13 protein-coding genes are annotated in these 15,002 nt (G+C 63.7%); 3 read left to right on the forward strand and 10 right to left on the reverse strand.

Features of this window, described 5'->3' with window-relative positions; genetic code table 11:
• Positions 1–42: 42 nt before the first annotated feature.
• Both A9K66_RS14365 and A9K66_RS14370 read right to left on the reverse strand, forming a co-directional pair.
• On the reverse strand, positions 43–1,644 hold the full coding sequence (locus tag A9K66_RS14365) for a cisplatin damage response ATP-dependent DNA ligase (protein ID WP_067324458.1): 1,602 nt from the start codon (positions 1,642–1,644) through the stop codon (positions 43–45).
• A 238-nt stretch (positions 1,645–1,882) separates the two neighbouring features.
• Positions 1,883–2,893, reverse strand: coding sequence for a ligase-associated DNA damage response exonuclease (locus tag A9K66_RS14370; protein WP_067324755.1), 1,011 nt, complete (start codon positions 2,891–2,893; stop codon positions 1,883–1,885).
• A 108-nt stretch (positions 2,894–3,001) separates the two neighbouring features.
• On the opposite strand from A9K66_RS14370, the gene A9K66_RS14375 reads away from it, so the two are divergent.
• Together A9K66_RS14375 and A9K66_RS14380 are read left to right on the forward strand one after the other, a co-directional pair.
• Entirely contained in the window at positions 3,002–3,919 is a 918-nt protein-coding gene (locus tag A9K66_RS14375) for a methyltransferase domain-containing protein (protein ID WP_067324460.1), read from the forward strand.
• Between the two features lie 75 nt (positions 3,920–3,994).
• A complete protein-coding gene (locus A9K66_RS14380) occupies positions 3,995–4,378 on the forward strand; it encodes a hypothetical protein (RefSeq protein WP_067324462.1) in 384 nt (127 codons plus the stop codon).
• Here the strand turns inward: A9K66_RS14380 and A9K66_RS14385 are convergent.
• The 8 genes from A9K66_RS14385 to A9K66_RS14420 form a co-directional block, all read right to left on the reverse strand.
• Complete coding sequence (locus A9K66_RS14385; RefSeq protein WP_067324464.1) at positions 4,372–5,313, reverse strand: glyoxylate/hydroxypyruvate reductase A; 942 nt, start codon at positions 5,311–5,313, stop codon at positions 4,372–4,374. The genes A9K66_RS14380 and A9K66_RS14385 overlap by 7 nt on opposite strands.
• A gap of 29 nt (positions 5,314–5,342) precedes the next feature.
• Positions 5,343–6,971: an ABC transporter ATP-binding protein gene (locus tag A9K66_RS14390; RefSeq protein WP_067324466.1), complete on the reverse strand. Its 1,629-nt coding sequence runs from the start codon at positions 6,969–6,971 to the stop codon at positions 5,343–5,345.
• A complete protein-coding gene (locus A9K66_RS14395; protein ID WP_067324468.1) occupies positions 6,968–8,107 on the reverse strand; it encodes an ABC transporter permease in 1,140 nt (379 codons plus the stop codon). Before A9K66_RS14395 ends, A9K66_RS14390 begins: the two co-directional genes overlap by 4 nt.
• On the reverse strand, positions 8,107–9,201 hold the full coding sequence (locus A9K66_RS14400; RefSeq protein ID WP_066996227.1) for a microcin C ABC transporter permease YejB: 1,095 nt from the start codon (positions 9,199–9,201) through the stop codon (positions 8,107–8,109). Before A9K66_RS14400 ends, A9K66_RS14395 begins: the two co-directional genes overlap by 1 nt.
• Positions 9,201–9,494 carry a hypothetical protein gene (locus tag A9K66_RS14405; RefSeq protein ID WP_067324470.1) on the reverse strand — a complete coding sequence of 98 codons (294 nt, stop codon included), beginning with the start codon at positions 9,492–9,494 and terminating at the stop codon, positions 9,201–9,203. The genes A9K66_RS14400 and A9K66_RS14405 overlap by 1 nt, the downstream gene beginning before the upstream one ends.
• On the reverse strand, positions 9,481–11,358 hold the full coding sequence (locus tag A9K66_RS14410; protein WP_067324472.1) for an extracellular solute-binding protein: 1,878 nt from the start codon (positions 11,356–11,358) through the stop codon (positions 9,481–9,483). Before A9K66_RS14410 ends, A9K66_RS14405 begins: the two co-directional genes overlap by 14 nt.
• Entirely contained in the window at positions 11,358–13,235 is a 1,878-nt protein-coding gene (locus tag A9K66_RS14415; RefSeq protein WP_067324474.1) for an extracellular solute-binding protein, read from the reverse strand. Before A9K66_RS14415 ends, A9K66_RS14410 begins: the two co-directional genes overlap by 1 nt.
• Positions 13,236–13,391: 156 nt before the next feature.
• Positions 13,392–14,066, reverse strand: a complete 675-nt coding sequence (locus A9K66_RS14420) for a cytochrome c family protein (RefSeq protein WP_067324476.1) — start codon at positions 14,064–14,066, stop codon at positions 13,392–13,394.
• A 192-nt stretch (positions 14,067–14,258) separates the two neighbouring features.
• On the opposite strand from A9K66_RS14420, the gene A9K66_RS14425 reads away from it, so the two are divergent.
• Entirely contained in the window at positions 14,259–14,987 is a 729-nt protein-coding gene (locus A9K66_RS14425) for a 3-deoxy-manno-octulosonate cytidylyltransferase (RefSeq protein WP_067324478.1), read from the forward strand.
• The last annotated feature ends 15 nt before the right edge of the window (positions 14,988–15,002 follow it).

Raw genomic sequence — 15,002 nt, forward strand, 5'->3', positions numbered from 1 at the left:
GTCGGCGCGAAGCGCCGGGTGGGGTGAAGCATCGGCAGATTTCTAGCTGTCGAGCAACGCCTGCAGCGTCTCGATCCGGTCGGCCTCGGCGGAGGGCTTGTCCCAGCGCAACCGTGAGATGCGCGGAAAGCGCATCGCGACGCCAGATTTATGGCGCGTCGAGCGGTTGAGCCCTTCGAAGGCCACTTCCAGCACCAGCCCATTCTTGCGATCGGCGCGCACCGAGCGCACCGGCCCGAACCGCTCGATCGTATGGTCGCGCACATATTTGTCGATTTGCCGCAGCTCCTCGTCGGTGAAGCCGAAATAGGCCTTGCCGACCGGCACCAGCTCTTCCGATCCCTCCGGGCCTGACCAGACCCCGAAAGTGTAGTCGGAATAGAAGCTCGATCGCTTGCCGTGGCCGCGCTGCGCATACATCAGCACCGCGTCGATCGTGTGCGGATCGCGCTTCCACTTGAACCAGGGGCCTTTCGGCCGGCCGGCAAGATAGGGCGAATCCCAGAGCTTCAGCATCACCCCTTCGATGATCGGATGCGGCGGCGCCTGGCGCAGCCGCTCCAGCGTCTCCCAATCCGAAAATTCGACCAGCGGCGAAAGGTCGAAGCGGCTGGCATCGAGCGTCTGGACGAAGGCTCCGAGCCGGGTGCGGCGCTCGGCGAAGGGGAGGCTGCGCAAATCCTCGCCGTTGATTTGCAGCGCGTCGTAGCAGCGCATGAAGGCCGGATATTGCTGCTGGATTTTTGGCGAGACGCTCTTGCGGTTCAGCCGCTGCTGCAGGTCGGAGAAGGTTCCGGTCGCCTCGCGCGGGTCGCCGACCAGCAATTCGCCGTCGAGCGCCGCCTCGAAATCCATCGTCGCGGCGAGGTCCGGGAAGGCGCCGGAAACATCGTCGCCGGTGCGCGAATACAGCCGGCGGATGCCGCCCTCGCACACCGCCTGGACCCGGATGCCGTCCCATTTCCACTCCGCCGCATAATCGGCCGGTTCGAGCTTTTCCAAATCGCCGTCGTCGACCGCGTTGGACAGCATCACCGGCCGGAACAATGCGAGCGCGGCGCTTCTCGGTTTTTCCGCCCGGCCTTCCAGCCACGCAAAGAGCGCCGTGTAGGGAGGCGTCAGCCCGTGCCAGAGCTCCTCGATCTCGACGACATCGACTTGGCCGAGATCGGCCAACGCCTGCTTGGCAAGCCGCGCCGACACGCCGATGCGCAACCCGCCGGTAACCAGCTTGATGATGGCGAAGCGCGCAGAGATGCTGGCGCTGTCGAGAAGCCTGGCGAGCACCTGCGGCCCGTCGGAGCGGCTCGCCGCCTGGAGCTTGCCGACCACTTCGGCGAGCGTCGGTGCGTGGTTCGGCATGTGGCCGGCCGGCTGCGGCCAGACCAGCGACACCGTCTCGGCGAGGTCGCCGACATAATCGTAGGAATAGCCGAACAGCACGGGGTCCATGCGCTCGACCACCAGCGCGCGCAGCATCGCCGGCTTCACCGCCGCGATCGACAGATCGCCGGTGATCGCCGCCAGCGCCAGCCCGCGGTCGGGATCCTCGACGCTGCGGAAATAGTCGGTGAGCAGCGTCAGCTTGCCGTTGCGCGAAGGCGTCAGCACCAGCCGGTCGAGGAGCTCGGCGAAGCGGTTCATCGTTGGTTGCGCCATGCCGATCGCAAGAGCAGGCGCAAGGCGCCCCCCTCTGTCCTGCCGGCCATCTCCCCCTCAAGGGGGGAAATCAGATGCCGCGCCGGCTTTCGCCAATCTCTCGCGTCGCGGGAGATGCGTCGGCGCTGAAATTGCCAATCTCCCCCCTTGAGGGAGAGATGTCCGGCAGGACAGAGGGGGGCGCCGTAGAACTCGGCGGCGGCGATTGGCGAACACTGTTCCATCAATCGCCCTCGTCCTCGTAGCCAACAAGATGCAGCGGCCGCGCGGCGATGCCCTCCAGCTCGCACCAGCGCACCAGCGCTTCCTCGCGGCCATGCGTCACCCAGATCTCCTCGGCGCCGGTTTCCTTGATCGTGGCGATGAGCTCGTCCCAGTCGGAATGGTCGGAAATGATCAGCGGCAGCTCGACGCCGCCCTGCTTGGCGCGCTGACGGATGCGCATCCAACCTGAAGCGAAGCAGGCGATCGGGTCGGGGAAGCGCCGCGCCCAGCGGTCGGCGAAGGCGGCCGGCGGCCCGACGACGATGGCGCCTTCGAAATCGGCCTTGCCGCCGCTTTCCACCGTCGCTGGTTCGATCTGCCCCAGATCGATGCCTTGGCTCTGGTAATATTCGCTGAGCTTGGCGAGCGCGCCGTGGATGTAGATCGGCCTGTCGTAACCGGCCTCGCGCAGCAGCCGCATGACGCGCTGCGCCTTGCCCAGCGCATAGGCGCCGATCAGGTGCGAACGCTGGGGAAATTGCATCGCCGATTTGAGGAGGCGCGCGATCTCCTCATGGTCCGGCGGGTGCCGGAACACCGGCAGCCCGAAGGTCGCCTCGGTGATGAAGACATCGCAAGGCACCGGCTCGAATGGCAGGCAGGTAGCGTCTTTCTGGCGCTTGTAGTCGCCGGAGGCGACGATGCGCAGGCCCTGATGCTCGACGACGATCTGCGCCGAACCCAGCACATGCCCGGCCGGATGGAAAGTGACGGAGACGCCGTTGATATCGATCGTCCCGCCGATGACGGCTGCCTGCGTGGTTTCGGCGAAATCCTCGCCATAGCGCAGGCCCATGATGTCGAGCGTTTGCTGGGTGGCAAGCACCGAGCGGTGGCCTGAGCGCGCATGATCGGAATGGCCGTGCGTGATCAGTGCGCGGCTGACCGGCCGCACCGGATCGATGAAGAAATCGCCTGGCGGGCAGTAGAGCCCTTCGGGTCGTGGCTTGAGCAGGTCGCTGGCGCGCATGGCCTTGAACATAGTGGCTAAATTCGACGCGGGAAGCCTGTTGCAACAGACTGCTGACTCGTCCTACAGCCGGCCGCCGGTTCGCACACCGGCGGGACCAATGGAACCATGAAACCACTTCAGGCCTCGTCCGGCTATTTGACCGCCGACCGTCGCGCCGACTTCGCCGAGATGCTGCTGGCCTCCGGCGAGCCTGCGCAGGCGGCGGAGCTTTTGCTTGGCGCGCTGGAGCTGGCGCCGCAATGGGCGGCGGGCTGGTTCCGGCTCGGCGAGATGCAGGAGGCCGCACGTTTTCCCGACCAGGCAGCCCAGGCATGGGCGATGGCCTTGAAGCTCGATCCCGCGGACCGGCTGGGTTCCGCGCTCAAGCTGCAGCTGATCGGCCATGCGCCGGTGGCAGCGGCTCCGCCCAGTGCTTTCGTCGAGACCCTGTTCGATCACTATGCCGACAATTTCGAGCAATCGCTGGTCGGGAAACTCGGTTATCGAATGCCAGAGTTTCTCGATCGCGCCATTCGCGCGGCGAGCCCGGGCCGGTTCCGGCTGGCGCTCGACCTCGGCTGCGGCACCGGCCTGATGGGCGAAAGGCTGCGCCCGATCGTCGACCGGCTGGAAGGCTATGACATTTCGAGCAGCATGTTGCGGAAGGCGCGCGCCAAAGGCATCTACGACAAGCTCTCCAAGTCCGATCTCCAGCATTTCTCTCGACCTGGCTCGAAAGCCGACCTCGTGGTCGCCGCCGACGTGTTCATCTATGTCGGGGCGCTCGAACGCATTGTTGGAGCAGTTGCCAACAGTCTGGTCGATGAAGGCCTCTTTGCGTTCTCGGTCGAGACACTTGCCTGTGGCGATGACTTTGCATTGCTGCCCTCGCGGCGCTACGCGCATTCCGTGGCCTATGTGCGGCGCGTTCTCGCCGACAGCGGGTTTGCGATCCTGTCGCTGGAAAGCACGACCATCCGGCATGACCGCGGCGAGCCAGTAGGAGGCCTTGCGGTGATAGCCCGTCGCAGGCCGGCGGAATGAGGGCGACGGCTGCTCGCGAAAAAGCCCGAATCGCGTGTCGGCTTAGGGCGTGGCGATACGGCACGGAGAATTACCATGCGCTGGACCATGGCTGTGTTGGCATCTTGCCTGATGACGGCCGGCTGCGTTGGCGGCACTTCGATGGCGGAGCGCCAGGACGAAAACGTCCAATCCTCGCTGCAATATGACAGCGTGCCCTGCGACCAGCTGCTAGCCAATCGCAACGCGCTGGCGCAGCAATACAACCTGCCGGTCACCGCAAAACCGGCTTTCTCCAATCCGGCGATGGGTTTTGGCCCGTTTACGCCGGACATGCGCTCCAGGGCGCAGCGCGACAGCGACAAGGCGAGCGGCGAGATCGACGCAATGAACCGTTCGATCGAACGGCGCGATTGCGGCAAGCCGAAGAAGAAGGACAAGTTCGCGCTGCCGGGCTCGAAGCCGGCGTCTACTCAGTAACCCGCTTCGCGATCGACGACGTTTTCGAGCTTTTCGCCGCGCTCGAAGGCGGCCATTTGCCGAAGCATGATCGGCACCAGATGGGCCGGGTCCGAGGTCGCCGCCGCATGCGGCGTCACGAACACTTTCGGATGGCTCCACAACGGGCTCGTCTTCGGCAGCGGCTCGACCTCGAACACGTCGAGGCTCGCTTCCTTCAGCGTGCCGTCGTCCAGCGCGCGCAGGATGTCGGCATCCTTCTGCAGCCGCCCGCGCCCGGCGTTGATCAGCACCGAGCCGCCGAGGCCGTTGCGTTTGCGCAATTCCTTCAGAACGGCGTAATTGACGATGCCTTGCGTGCGCGGCGTCAGCGGCAACAGCACCACCAGGATGTCGGTGGCGTTGAGGAAGGGGATCAGCCCGCCTTCGCCGGAATAGGTCGACACGCCCTGCATCGGGTGCTCGGTGCGCGACCAGCCGTTCACGGCGAAGCCTAGCGCCAAAAGCACCGATGCCGCGGCGCGGCCAAGGTTGCCGAGACCCATGATGCCGACCGAGATGTCGCCGGCCGGGCGTTGCGGCGGCTCGTGCCAGGTCTTCTTCTGCTGTTGCGCTCGGTAGAGCATGCCCTGGCGATGGTGGTCGAGCACGCGCCAGACGACATACTCGGTCATGTATTGCGTGAGATTGTCGGCAACGACCCGGACGATCGGCACCTCGGGCAGGCCGGGGTCGGCGAAGATATGGTCGACGCCTGCGCCGATCGAGAAGATGGCGCGCAAATTGGGCAGCGACGACAACAGATTCGGTTTCTGCTTCCACACCACTGCATAAGCGATCGAGGGATCGCTCGGACCATCGGGCTCCAGCACCACCTCGCGCTCGGCCGCGAGCAGTTCGCGCCAGCGCTGCGGGTGAAAGCCGGTGAGGGCAAGCAGAACTTTGCCTTTTTCCATTCGTGGAGTGTCTTTCCTGTATTTCCAGCCTACTCGCTGACGACCCCGGTCGGTGCCGTTTCGATCCGGAACGCGGCCGAGATCAGCGCCCTCGTATAGTCGGTTTGCGGGCGGTCGAAAATCTGTTCGGACGGCCCGGCTTCGACGATCTGACCATTGCGCATGACGATCACGTCATTGGCAAGGGCGCGGATGACCTTCAGGTCGTGGCTGATGAAGAGATAAGCGAGGTTGTGCCTGGCCTGCAGGTTGCGCAACAGATCGACCACCTGCGCCTGCACGCTCATGTCGAGCGCCGAGGTCGGCTCGTCGAGCATGACGAAGCGCGGGTTGAGCACCATGGCGCGGGCGATGGCGACACGCTGGCGCTGGCCGCCCGAGAATTCATGCGGATAGCGGTGACGCGTCTCCGGGTCGAGACCGACTTCCTTCAACACCTCGACGACCTTGTCGTCGCGCTCATCGGGCGAGAGTTTCGGCGCGTGGATCTTCAGCCCTTCCTCAATGATCTCCGCGACCGACATGCGCGGGCTCAAGGATCCGAACGGGTCCTGGAACACGATCTGCAGCTCGCGCCGCAGCGGCCGCATGGCGCTGAAGGAAAGCTGGTTGATGTCGCGCCCGTTGAAGTTGATCGCGCCCGTGGACGAGATCATCCGCGCAAGCGCCAGGCCGAGCGTCGTCTTGCCGGAGCCGGATTCACCGACCACGCCGAGCGTCTGGCCGGCGCGTACGGTAACGTCGATGCCGTCCACCGCCTTCACATGGTCGACGGTGCGGCGGAAGAAGCCCCGCTTGATCGGGAACCAGACCTTGATGTCCTTGCCGGTCATGACGGCCGTGGCATCGGCATTCGCCGCCGGCGGTTTGCCCTTCGGCTCGGCGGCCAAGAGGTGCTTGGTATAGGCGTGTTGCGGGTTGGCGAAGATCTCCTTGGTCGGCCCGGTCTCGACTATTTTGCCCTTCGTCATGACGCAGACGCGGTCGGCGATCTTTCTGACGATGCCGAGGTCATGGGTGATGAATAGCATCGACATGCGCTTGCGGCTTTTCAGGCCGGCGAGCAGTTCGAGGATCTGCGCCTGCACGGTCACGTCGAGCGCCGTCGTCGGCTCGTCGGCAATCAAGAGTTCCGGCTCGTTGGCCAAGGCCATGGCGATCATGACGCGCTGGCGCTGGCCGCCGGAGAGCTGGTGCGGATAGGCATCGAGCCGCTTCTGCGGGTCGCGTATCCCGACCTCGGTGAGCAGCTCCAACGTGCGAGCGTGGGCCTGGCGATCGCCCAGCCCCTGATGCAGCTTCAGCACCTCGACGATCTGCTGCTCGATCGTGTGCAGCGGATTGAGCGAGGTCATCGGCTCCTGGAAGATCATGGTGATCTTGTTGCCGCGCACGCCGCGCAGCGTCCTTTCGTTGGCGTGGAGCAGGTCGGCGCCGTGGAACAGGATCTTTCCCGAGGGGTGGCTGGCCGACGGATAGGGCAACAGCTTCAGCACCGACAGCGCGGAGACCGATTTGCCGGATCCGGATTCGCCGACCAGCGCGACCGTCTCGCCCTTGCCGATCTCGAAGGAGACGTGGTCGACGGCGATCGATTGCGTGCCGCCTTGCGCGAAGGCGACACTCAAATCGCGGACGGAAAGCAGAGGCTCGCTCATTTGAACGTCTTGCGCGGATCGAAGGCATCGCGCGTCGCCTCGCCGATGAAGACCAGCAGCGACAGCATCAGCGAAATCACGATGAAGCCGGAGATGCCGAGCCAGGGCGCGTTGAGATTGCGTTGCGCCTGCTTCAGCAATTCGCCGAGCGAGGCCGAACCCGGCGGCAGGCCGAAGCCGAGATAGTCGAGCGAGGTCAGCGTCGAGATCGAGCCCGAGAGCAGGAAGGGCAGGAAGGTCAGCGTCGCCACCATGGCGTTGGGCAGGAGATGGCGGAACATGATGGTGAGGTTGGGCACGCCAAGCGCGCGCGCCGCGTTGACATATTCGAAGTTGCGCGCGCGCAGGAACTCGGCCCGCACCACGCCGACCAGCGCCACCCAGGAGAACAGCAGCATCAGACCGAGCAGGATGAAGAAGCCGGGCGGCAGGATCGCGGAGACGATGAGGAGCAGATAAAGCACCGGGATCGCCGACCAGATCTCGATGAAGCGTTGGAACAGAAGGTCCGTCCATCCGCCGAAATAGCCTTGCACCGCGCCCGCCGCGACGCCGATCAGCGAGGAGCCGAGCGTCAGGATCAGCCCGAACAGCACCGAGATGCGGAAGCCGTAAAGCACGCGCGCCAGCACGTCCCGCGCCTGGTCGTCGGTGCCCAGCCAATTCCAGTTGCCGACGACGCAGTTGGGATCGGCTTCGCCCTGCGGATACTGGCTGCAGCGCGTCTTCTTGTCGTAAAGCCAGGACGGCTTGGCGGGTGCGGCTTCTGGGATGGCGTTGTTGACCGTTTGATAGGAGTAGCGGACCGGCGGCCAGATCATCCAGCCATTGGCATTGATCTCGTCCTGGATCACCGGATCGCGATAGTCCGTGACGGCATAGAAGCCGCCGAATTTCTCCTCCGGATAGGCGACGAGCACCGGAAACAGGATCTCGCCCCTGTAGGAGGCGATGATGGGCTTGTCGTTGGCGATCAATTCGGAAAACAGCGACAGCACGAACAGCAACAGGAAGATCCACAGCGACCAGTAGCCGCGCCGGTTCGCCTTGAAGTTTTGCAGCCGCCGCTGATTGAGCGGCGACAACCACGGCCGGGCGGCGCGGGCCGGCTTGGCTTCTGCCGAAGCTGCCGTCATCAGACGTCTCTCCGCTCGAAATCGATGCGCGGATCGACCCAGGTGTAGATCAGGTCCGAGAGCAGGGCGACGAACAGGCCGAGCAGCGAGAAGATGTAGAGATTGGCAAAGACCACCGGGTAGTCGCGGTCGATCACCGACTTGAAGCCGAGCAGACCGAGCCCGTCGAGCGAGAAGATGTTTTCGATCAGCAGCGAGCCGGTGAAGAAGGCCGAGATGAAGGCGCCCGGGAACCCTGCGATAACGATCAGCATGGCGTTGCGGAAGACATGGCCATAAAGCACCTTGCGCTCCGACAGACCCTTGGCGCGCGCCGTCACCACATATTGCTTGCGGATCTCCTCGAGGAACGAGTTCTTGGTCAAAAGCGTCGTCGTGGCGAAGGCCGACAGCACAAGTGCGGTCAGCGGCAGCGTCATGTGCCAGAAATAGTCGATGATCTTGTCCGGCCAGGACAGCTGGTCCCAATTGTCGGAAACGATGCCGCGCAGCGGGAACCAATCCCAGAACGAGCCGCCGGCAAACAGCACCATCAAAAGGATGCCGAACAGGAAGCCGGGGATGGCATAGCCGACGATCACCACGCCGCTCGTCCAGACATCGAAGGTCGAGCCGTCCTGCACCGCCTTGCGGATGCCGAGCGGGATCGAGATCAGGTAGGAGAGCAGCGTGATCCAGAGTCCGATCGAGATCGACACCGGCATCTTTTCCAGGATCAGGTCGAGCACCGAGATGTCGCGGAAATAACTGTCCCCGAAGTCGAAGCGGGCATAGTTCCACAGCATCATGCCGAAGCGCTCGAGCGGCGGCTTGTCGAAGCCGAACTGCTTTTCGAGCTTCTTGATGAATTCGGGGTCCAACCCTTGGGCCCCGCGATATTTCGAGCCGACATCGCCGGCGACGTCGAAATTGGTGGCGCCCGCGTCGCCACCGCCGCCGCCGAGGCGATCGGTGCCGCCCTGGTTGGTGAGCTTGGCGATGACCTGCTCGACCGGGCCGCCCGGCGCGAACTGGATGACGGCGAAGGAGATCGCCATGATGCCGAACAGCGTCGGGATCATCAGCAGGATGCGGCGCAGGATATAGGCGCCCATCAGATGTTGCCCTCCTTGGGGAAGACCACTGTATCTGGAGGCGTCCCCGAGGCAATCGCTTCAGACCAATTGTCGGCGTCGGCGCCGCCGCTCATCGTCCTGCCGGACATTTCTCCCCGTAAAGTGACGGGGAGAAAGGGGCTGGCCGCGATCTCGGCACGTTCGCCACGGCGCTTGTGATTGGCGAAACCATAGATGAAGGCTTCCCGCTCCCCGTCACTATACGGGGAGAGGATGCCGGCAGGCAGGTGAGGGGCGGCACCGACGCCCGCAAGAAATTCACCCTTTGCCAATTTTCGCCGCCTTGCCCTTGTCGACCCACCACAGCGCTTCGACCGGAAAGCCGAAATCGGGCTTCTGCTCGGGAAAGCCGAACATGTCCCAATAGGCGCTTCGGTGATTCGCCAGATACCAACTTGGAATCCAATCGCGCCGAGCGCGCAAGGCCCGATCGAGCGCCCGCATGGCGACGGTGAGGCTCTCACGGTCCTTGGCCGCGCCGACGGCGTCGATCAGCGCGTCTATAGCCGGACTCGCTATGCCCGGCAGGTTCCGAGAGCCTGAGACCGACGCGCTTCGCGAATGGAAGAAGGTCTCGAGGTCATCACGGGTCGGGGTTGCGCTAAAGGAGAAGGCGGCGGAGATCATGTCGTAGTCGAATGTGTTCTGTCGCAATTGATACTGCGCGGCATCGACCAGCCGGATTGAGGCATCGATGCCGACAGCCTTCATATTGTCGACCCAGGGCGAGTAAATCTGCACGAACGCGTCGTCGTCGACGAGGATTTCGGCTGATAGCCGTCCGCCCTTGTCGTTCACGACAAACGCGCCGGATCGCTTCCAGCCGGCCTCGGCGAGAAGCTTCGCCGCCTTGCCCAGCAATTGGCGGTCGCGGCCTGAGCCGTTCGATACAGCCTGGGTCACGGCTTCGCCGAAAGTCTCGGGCGGAATCTGATCCCGCAGCGGCTCCAGCAAAGTCAGTTCCTGCGGCGACGGCACGCCTTCGGCGCGAAAATCCGATTTCTCGAAGCAAGACTGCGAGCGCTCATATGAGCCGTAGAAGAAATTGCGTCGGGTCCATTCGAAGTCGAAGCAGAGTGCGATCGCCTGCCGAACGCGGGAGTCCCGGAACTGTTCCCGCCTTTGATTGACGGCGGTGGCCTGCATGGAAGGCACCTTTTCCGCCGGGAATTCGTGCTTCACCACCTTGCCGGCCGTGACAGCCGGAAAATCGTAACCCGTGGCCCAGACACGCGAAACGGATTCTTCCCTGTAGAGGATCTCGCCCTTCTTGAACGCTTCGAACGCGGCGTTGCGGTTCTGGTAGGATTCGATGCGAATGCGCTGGAAATTGTTCTGGCCGCGATTGACCGGAAGATCGTTGCCCCAATAGTCGGCCACCCGCTCATATTCGATCCAGGCCCCGGCCGACCAGCGGCCGATCTTGTAGGCGCTTGAACCCAACGGAGGATTCATCTGCGAGGAATCGAACGGATTGGCCGTATAGAAGGCTTTCGACAGGATCGGCATCTGGACGACGTTGAGAATCGTGCGGGAGGCCTGCTTGCCTGAGAATTTGAGTTCAAGCGTGTGGGCGTCCACCGCTACGGCGTCCTCCAGATGCGTCAGCGACAGCGAATAGTCTGGGTGCCCCTTGTCCTTCAGCAGCTTGAAGGTGAAGGCGGCATCCTCGGCCGTCAGCGGCGTGCCGTCGTGGAAACGGGCCTGCGGGCGCAGCGAGAAGGTGAAGCCGTTGCGGTCGTCGGAAATCGTGACCCCGTCGGCGATCAGCCCATAGACGGCGTCGGGCTCGTCAAGCGCCCGCACCATCAGCGCATCGAAGCACATTTCCGTGCGCTGCGGCGCATCGCCCTTGGGGACGAATGAATTCAGGGTGCTGAAGGTCAGCGGGGTCTGGTTCGCGACCCAGTTGAAAGGCTGGAAATTGAAGGTGCCGCCTTGCGGCGCATCGACATTGACATAATCGAAATGCGCGAAGTCAGGCTTGTATTTCAAATCGCCGAACGCCGACAGCCCATGCAATTTGACACCGGTCGGGGTCTGAGCGAAAGCCCGACCCGGCAGCAGCACTGCGGCAGTCGCCGCCGCGCCGAGCGCCAGGAAGTCACGACGAGGAAGCAATGTCTGCCGCCTCATCAGTTACCCCTGTATTTGGCGGTCAATGCCTTTTCCTTCGCCGTATCGATCCACCAGGAGTCGATATCGGCGCCACGGTAGCTGGGCTGCTTTTCGGGCATGCCGAACTTGTTCCAGTAGGCAAGCCAGACCACCGCCCGGTAGTATTGCGGCACGGTATAGTAGTTCCACAACAGCACGCGATCGAGCGCATGAGTGGCGGCGACGAGATCGTCGCGGTCGGTGGCGAAGATGACGCGGTCCACCAGCGCGTCGACGACCGGGTCCTTGATGCCGGAGTAATTGCGCGAGCCGGGTGAATCGGCGGACTTCGAACTCCAGAAATCGCGCTGTTCGTTGCCGGGCGAATCCGACTGCTGCAGCACGTTGGTGATGACGTCGTAGTCGAAATTGTTGACGCGGTTGACGTACTGGCTGGGGTCGATGATGCGCAGCGTCGCATCGACGCCGATCTTGCGCAGATTGGCGATATAGTTGCCGGAGAGGATCTGATCCGTGTCGGACGTGCCGAGGATCTCGAATTTGAATGGCGCGCCGCTCTTGGCGTTCATCATCTTGCCGCCCTTGATCACCCAGCCGGCCTGGGCGAAGAGGTCGACAGCCTGCTTCAGATATTTCCGCTCCGCTTGCGGTGAGTCGTAGACCGGCAGCTTGAATTCCTGGGTGAACAGTTCAGGCGGCAGCTTGTCGCGATACTTCTCGAGGATTTCGAGTTCCTTGCCTTGCGGCAATCCGCTCGACGCGAGTTCCGTACCTTGGAAATAGCTTTGGGTGCGCGTGTTGGAATTGAAGAACAGCGTTCGGTTCATCGTCTCGAAGTCATAGGGATAGGTTAGCGCCTCGCGGACCCGGCGATCCTGGAACAGCGGCCGGCGCTGGTTCAGCATGAAGGCTTGCATCGGCTCCGGCGAAGTGGTCTTGAATTCCTTTTTGATCACGTCGCCGGCGTTCACCGCCGGAAAGTTGTAAGCCGTCGCCCACCGCCGCGAGCTGTTTTCGGCCTTGATGTCGTCTAGCCCGCCCTTGGTAAAGGCCTGCCACGCAGCATTCTCGTCCAGTATGTAGGTGAAGCGCTGAGTGTCGAAGTTCTCCCGGCCGATCTTCACCGGCAGCTTGGCGCCCCAGTAATCAGCCACGCGCTGCCAGACGATCTCGGAACCCGGCTTGAAGCTGGCGATCTTGTAGGCGGCTGATCCCAGCGGCGGCTCGAGAGTCGGCCTGGTGATGTCGCGCTTCTTGCCGCTGGCATCGGTGCCCTCCCACCAGTGCTTCGGCAGGACGACCAGATCGCCGATAATCTTGGGCAGCTCGCGGTTGCCCTTCTGGTTGAAATGAAACTCGACCTCGCGGTCGGAAATCGCCACCGCGTCGGTAACGTTCTCGAAATAGCGGTTGTATTGGGGAGCGTTGGCCTTCAGCACCTGGAACGACCAGACCACATCGTCGACGGTGATCGGCTGGCCGTCATGCCATTTGGCGCGCCGGTCGAGCCGGTAGGTCGCCGAGGAATAGTCGGGCGGGTATTTATAGGCCTCGGCAACCAGCGGGTGGCTGACGCTGCCCTCGTCGGTCGCCTGGTCCATCAGCGTGTCGTAGAGCAGGCCGCCGCCGAACCCGGCGAGCCCCGCGGCCGGCGACCCCGGCACGATATAGGGGTTGAAGCTGTCGAAAGTGCCGACAACGACGGAGTCGTGGGCGCCACCCTTGGGAGCGTCCGGATTGACATAGTCGTAGCGTTGGAAATTTTCGCCGTATTTGGACGGGCCGGTCAGCGAGGACGTGGTGTGCCACTCATCAGCGAGGCTGGCCTGCAGGCTGGCGGCGAAGGCGATCGCCAGCATCGATGCGAAAAACGTCCGGGAGCGGCCGACCGTCATGCGTTCTCCTCGTCGCAACAGTACCCACCGGCAATCTAGATCATTTGACGCCGGTGAAAACCGCAAGCGCCGGCTTTTGTCTCAGCATATGCGGCTTTCCGAACAAAAAAGCCGGGACGAACCCGGCTTTTCCAAGGTGTCTTTATGACGAAATGTTTATTGCGCGGGCGCGACCGGCTTGGCCGGGGCGGCACCTTCGGCCGGCTTGGCGGGTGCCGTACCTGCGGCCGGTTTCGCCGCGGCGGCGCCTTCGGCGGGCTTGGCTTCCGCCGAAGCGCCCGGCTGCGGCAGCGGCTTCGGATTGTCCGACAGCGTGCGCAGATAGGCGATCACGTTGGCGCGGTCCTCATCCTTCGGCAGGCCGGCAAAGCCCATCGCCGTGCCCTTCACGAACTTCTTCGGCGCGTTGATGAAGTGGTTGAGGTTGTCGTAGGTCCACTTCTCGGCGCCGCCCTTGGAGAAATCCTTCATGCCGGCCGAATAGGCGAAGCCCTCATGCTCGGCGACGGGGCGATCGATGATGTCCCAGAGGTCCGGACCGACCTTGTTGGGGCCGCCCTTTTCGCCGGAATGGCAGGCCTGGCACTTCTTGAAAATGGCGGCGCCCGTCTCGGCATTGGCGGTCGCGAGCAGGTCGGCGATCGGCTTGGCTTCGGCCGCGGGCGCGGCAGCGCCGCCGCCTTCGGCCGGCTCGGCCGCCTCGATGGCGAAGCCCGGCTTCTCGGGAGCGGGGGAGGCAAACAGCCCGTCGGAAACGATGCCCACGGAAAAGACGACGAAACAGGTTCCGAGGAATCCGGCGAGCAGCTTGTTGACTTCGTTGGAATCCATACGCCCCTTGCTCCCTTTTCCGGCGGACCGTCCCGTCCACTCCGTCCGTCGGTATAGCGAAGGCCCCAACGGGCCCGTTAAATCGCGCGGAAACTAGGTCTTTTGCTTCGTCGTTGCAACACCTATAAGGGCGCTTCCAGTGAGACGTTTTGCCACTTTTCCATCCGCTTCCCCGGCTGTCCCAGAAGTCCCATGTCGACATTGATCCTGATCCCCGCCCGCATGGCCTCGACGCGCCTGCCGGGCAAGCCGCTGGCCGACATCGCCGGCGCGCCGATGATCGTCCATGTCGCCCGCCGCGGCGCCGAGGCTGGGCTCGGCCGTGTGGTGGTGGCGACCGACACCGAAGCGGTCGCCTCGGCGGTAAGGGATCACGGTTTCGAGGCGGTGATGACGCGCGCGGACCACGAATCGGGATCCGACCGCATCTTCGAGGCCCTCACCCTGCTGGACCCGGAGAAAAAGGTCGAAACCATCGTCAACGTCCAGGGCGATCTGCCGACCATCGATCCTGAGATCATCGGCGCATCGCTGCGGCCCTTCGCCGACCCGTCGGTCGACATAGCCACGCTCGGCGTCGAGATTGTGCGCGACGAGGAAAGGACCAATCCGAACGTGGTCAAGATCGTCGGCTCGCCGCTCTCGGCGACAAGGCTGAAGGCGCTCTATTTCACGCGCGCCACGGCGCCGTGGGGGGAGGGCCCGCTCTATCACCACATCGGCCTCTATGCCTACCGCCGGACAGCGCTGGAACGCTTCGTGGCGCTGAAGCCGTCGCCGCTCGAACGCCGTGAGCGGCTGGAGCAGCTGCGAGCGCTGGAAGCCGGCATGCGCATCGATGCCGAGATCGTCCGGTCGCTGCCGCTCGGCGTCGACACGCCCGACGATCTCGAGCGCGCCAGGCAAATTCTTTCAAACTGAGACATCCGTAAGCGA

Origin of the sequence: Mesorhizobium sp. AA23, from assembly GCF_001672435.1 — a bacterium.
Lineage (GTDB): Bacteria > Pseudomonadota > Alphaproteobacteria > Rhizobiales > Rhizobiaceae > Mesorhizobium.

What these genes read in the sequence shown, in the direction of transcription:
- A9K66_RS14385 (WP_067324464.1), bottom strand. Translation starts at nt 5,313, where the DNA reads ATGGAAAAAGGCAAAGTTCTGCTTGCCCTCACCGGCTTTCACCCGCAG.
- A9K66_RS14395 (WP_067324468.1), bottom strand. Translation starts at nt 8,107, where the DNA reads ATGACGGCAGCTTCGGCAGAAGCCAAGCCGGCCCGCGCCGCCCGGCCG.
- A9K66_RS14410 (WP_067324472.1), bottom strand. Translation starts at nt 11,358, where the DNA reads ATGAGGCGGCAGACATTGCTTCCTCGTCGTGACTTCCTGGCGCTCGGC.
- A9K66_RS14375 (WP_067324460.1), top strand. Translation starts at nt 3,002, where the DNA reads ATGAAACCACTTCAGGCCTCGTCCGGCTATTTGACCGCCGACCGTCGC.
- A9K66_RS14415 (WP_067324474.1), bottom strand. Translation starts at nt 13,235, where the DNA reads ATGACGGTCGGCCGCTCCCGGACGTTTTTCGCATCGATGCTGGCGATC.
- A9K66_RS14380 (WP_067324462.1), top strand. Translation starts at nt 3,995, where the DNA reads ATGCGCTGGACCATGGCTGTGTTGGCATCTTGCCTGATGACGGCCGGC.
- A9K66_RS14425 (WP_067324478.1), top strand. Translation starts at nt 14,259, where the DNA reads ATGTCGACATTGATCCTGATCCCCGCCCGCATGGCCTCGACGCGCCTG.
- A9K66_RS14370 (WP_067324755.1), bottom strand. Translation starts at nt 2,893, where the DNA reads ATGCGCGCCAGCGACCTGCTCAAGCCACGACCCGAAGGGCTCTACTGC.
- A9K66_RS14365 (WP_067324458.1), bottom strand. Translation starts at nt 1,644, where the DNA reads ATGAACCGCTTCGCCGAGCTCCTCGACCGGCTGGTGCTGACGCCTTCG.
- A9K66_RS14420 (WP_067324476.1), bottom strand. Translation starts at nt 14,066, where the DNA reads ATGGATTCCAACGAAGTCAACAAGCTGCTCGCCGGATTCCTCGGAACC.
- A9K66_RS14400 (WP_066996227.1), bottom strand. Translation starts at nt 9,201, where the DNA reads ATGGGCGCCTATATCCTGCGCCGCATCCTGCTGATGATCCCGACGCTG.
- A9K66_RS14390 (WP_067324466.1), bottom strand. Translation starts at nt 6,971, where the DNA reads ATGAGCGAGCCTCTGCTTTCCGTCCGCGATTTGAGTGTCGCCTTCGCG.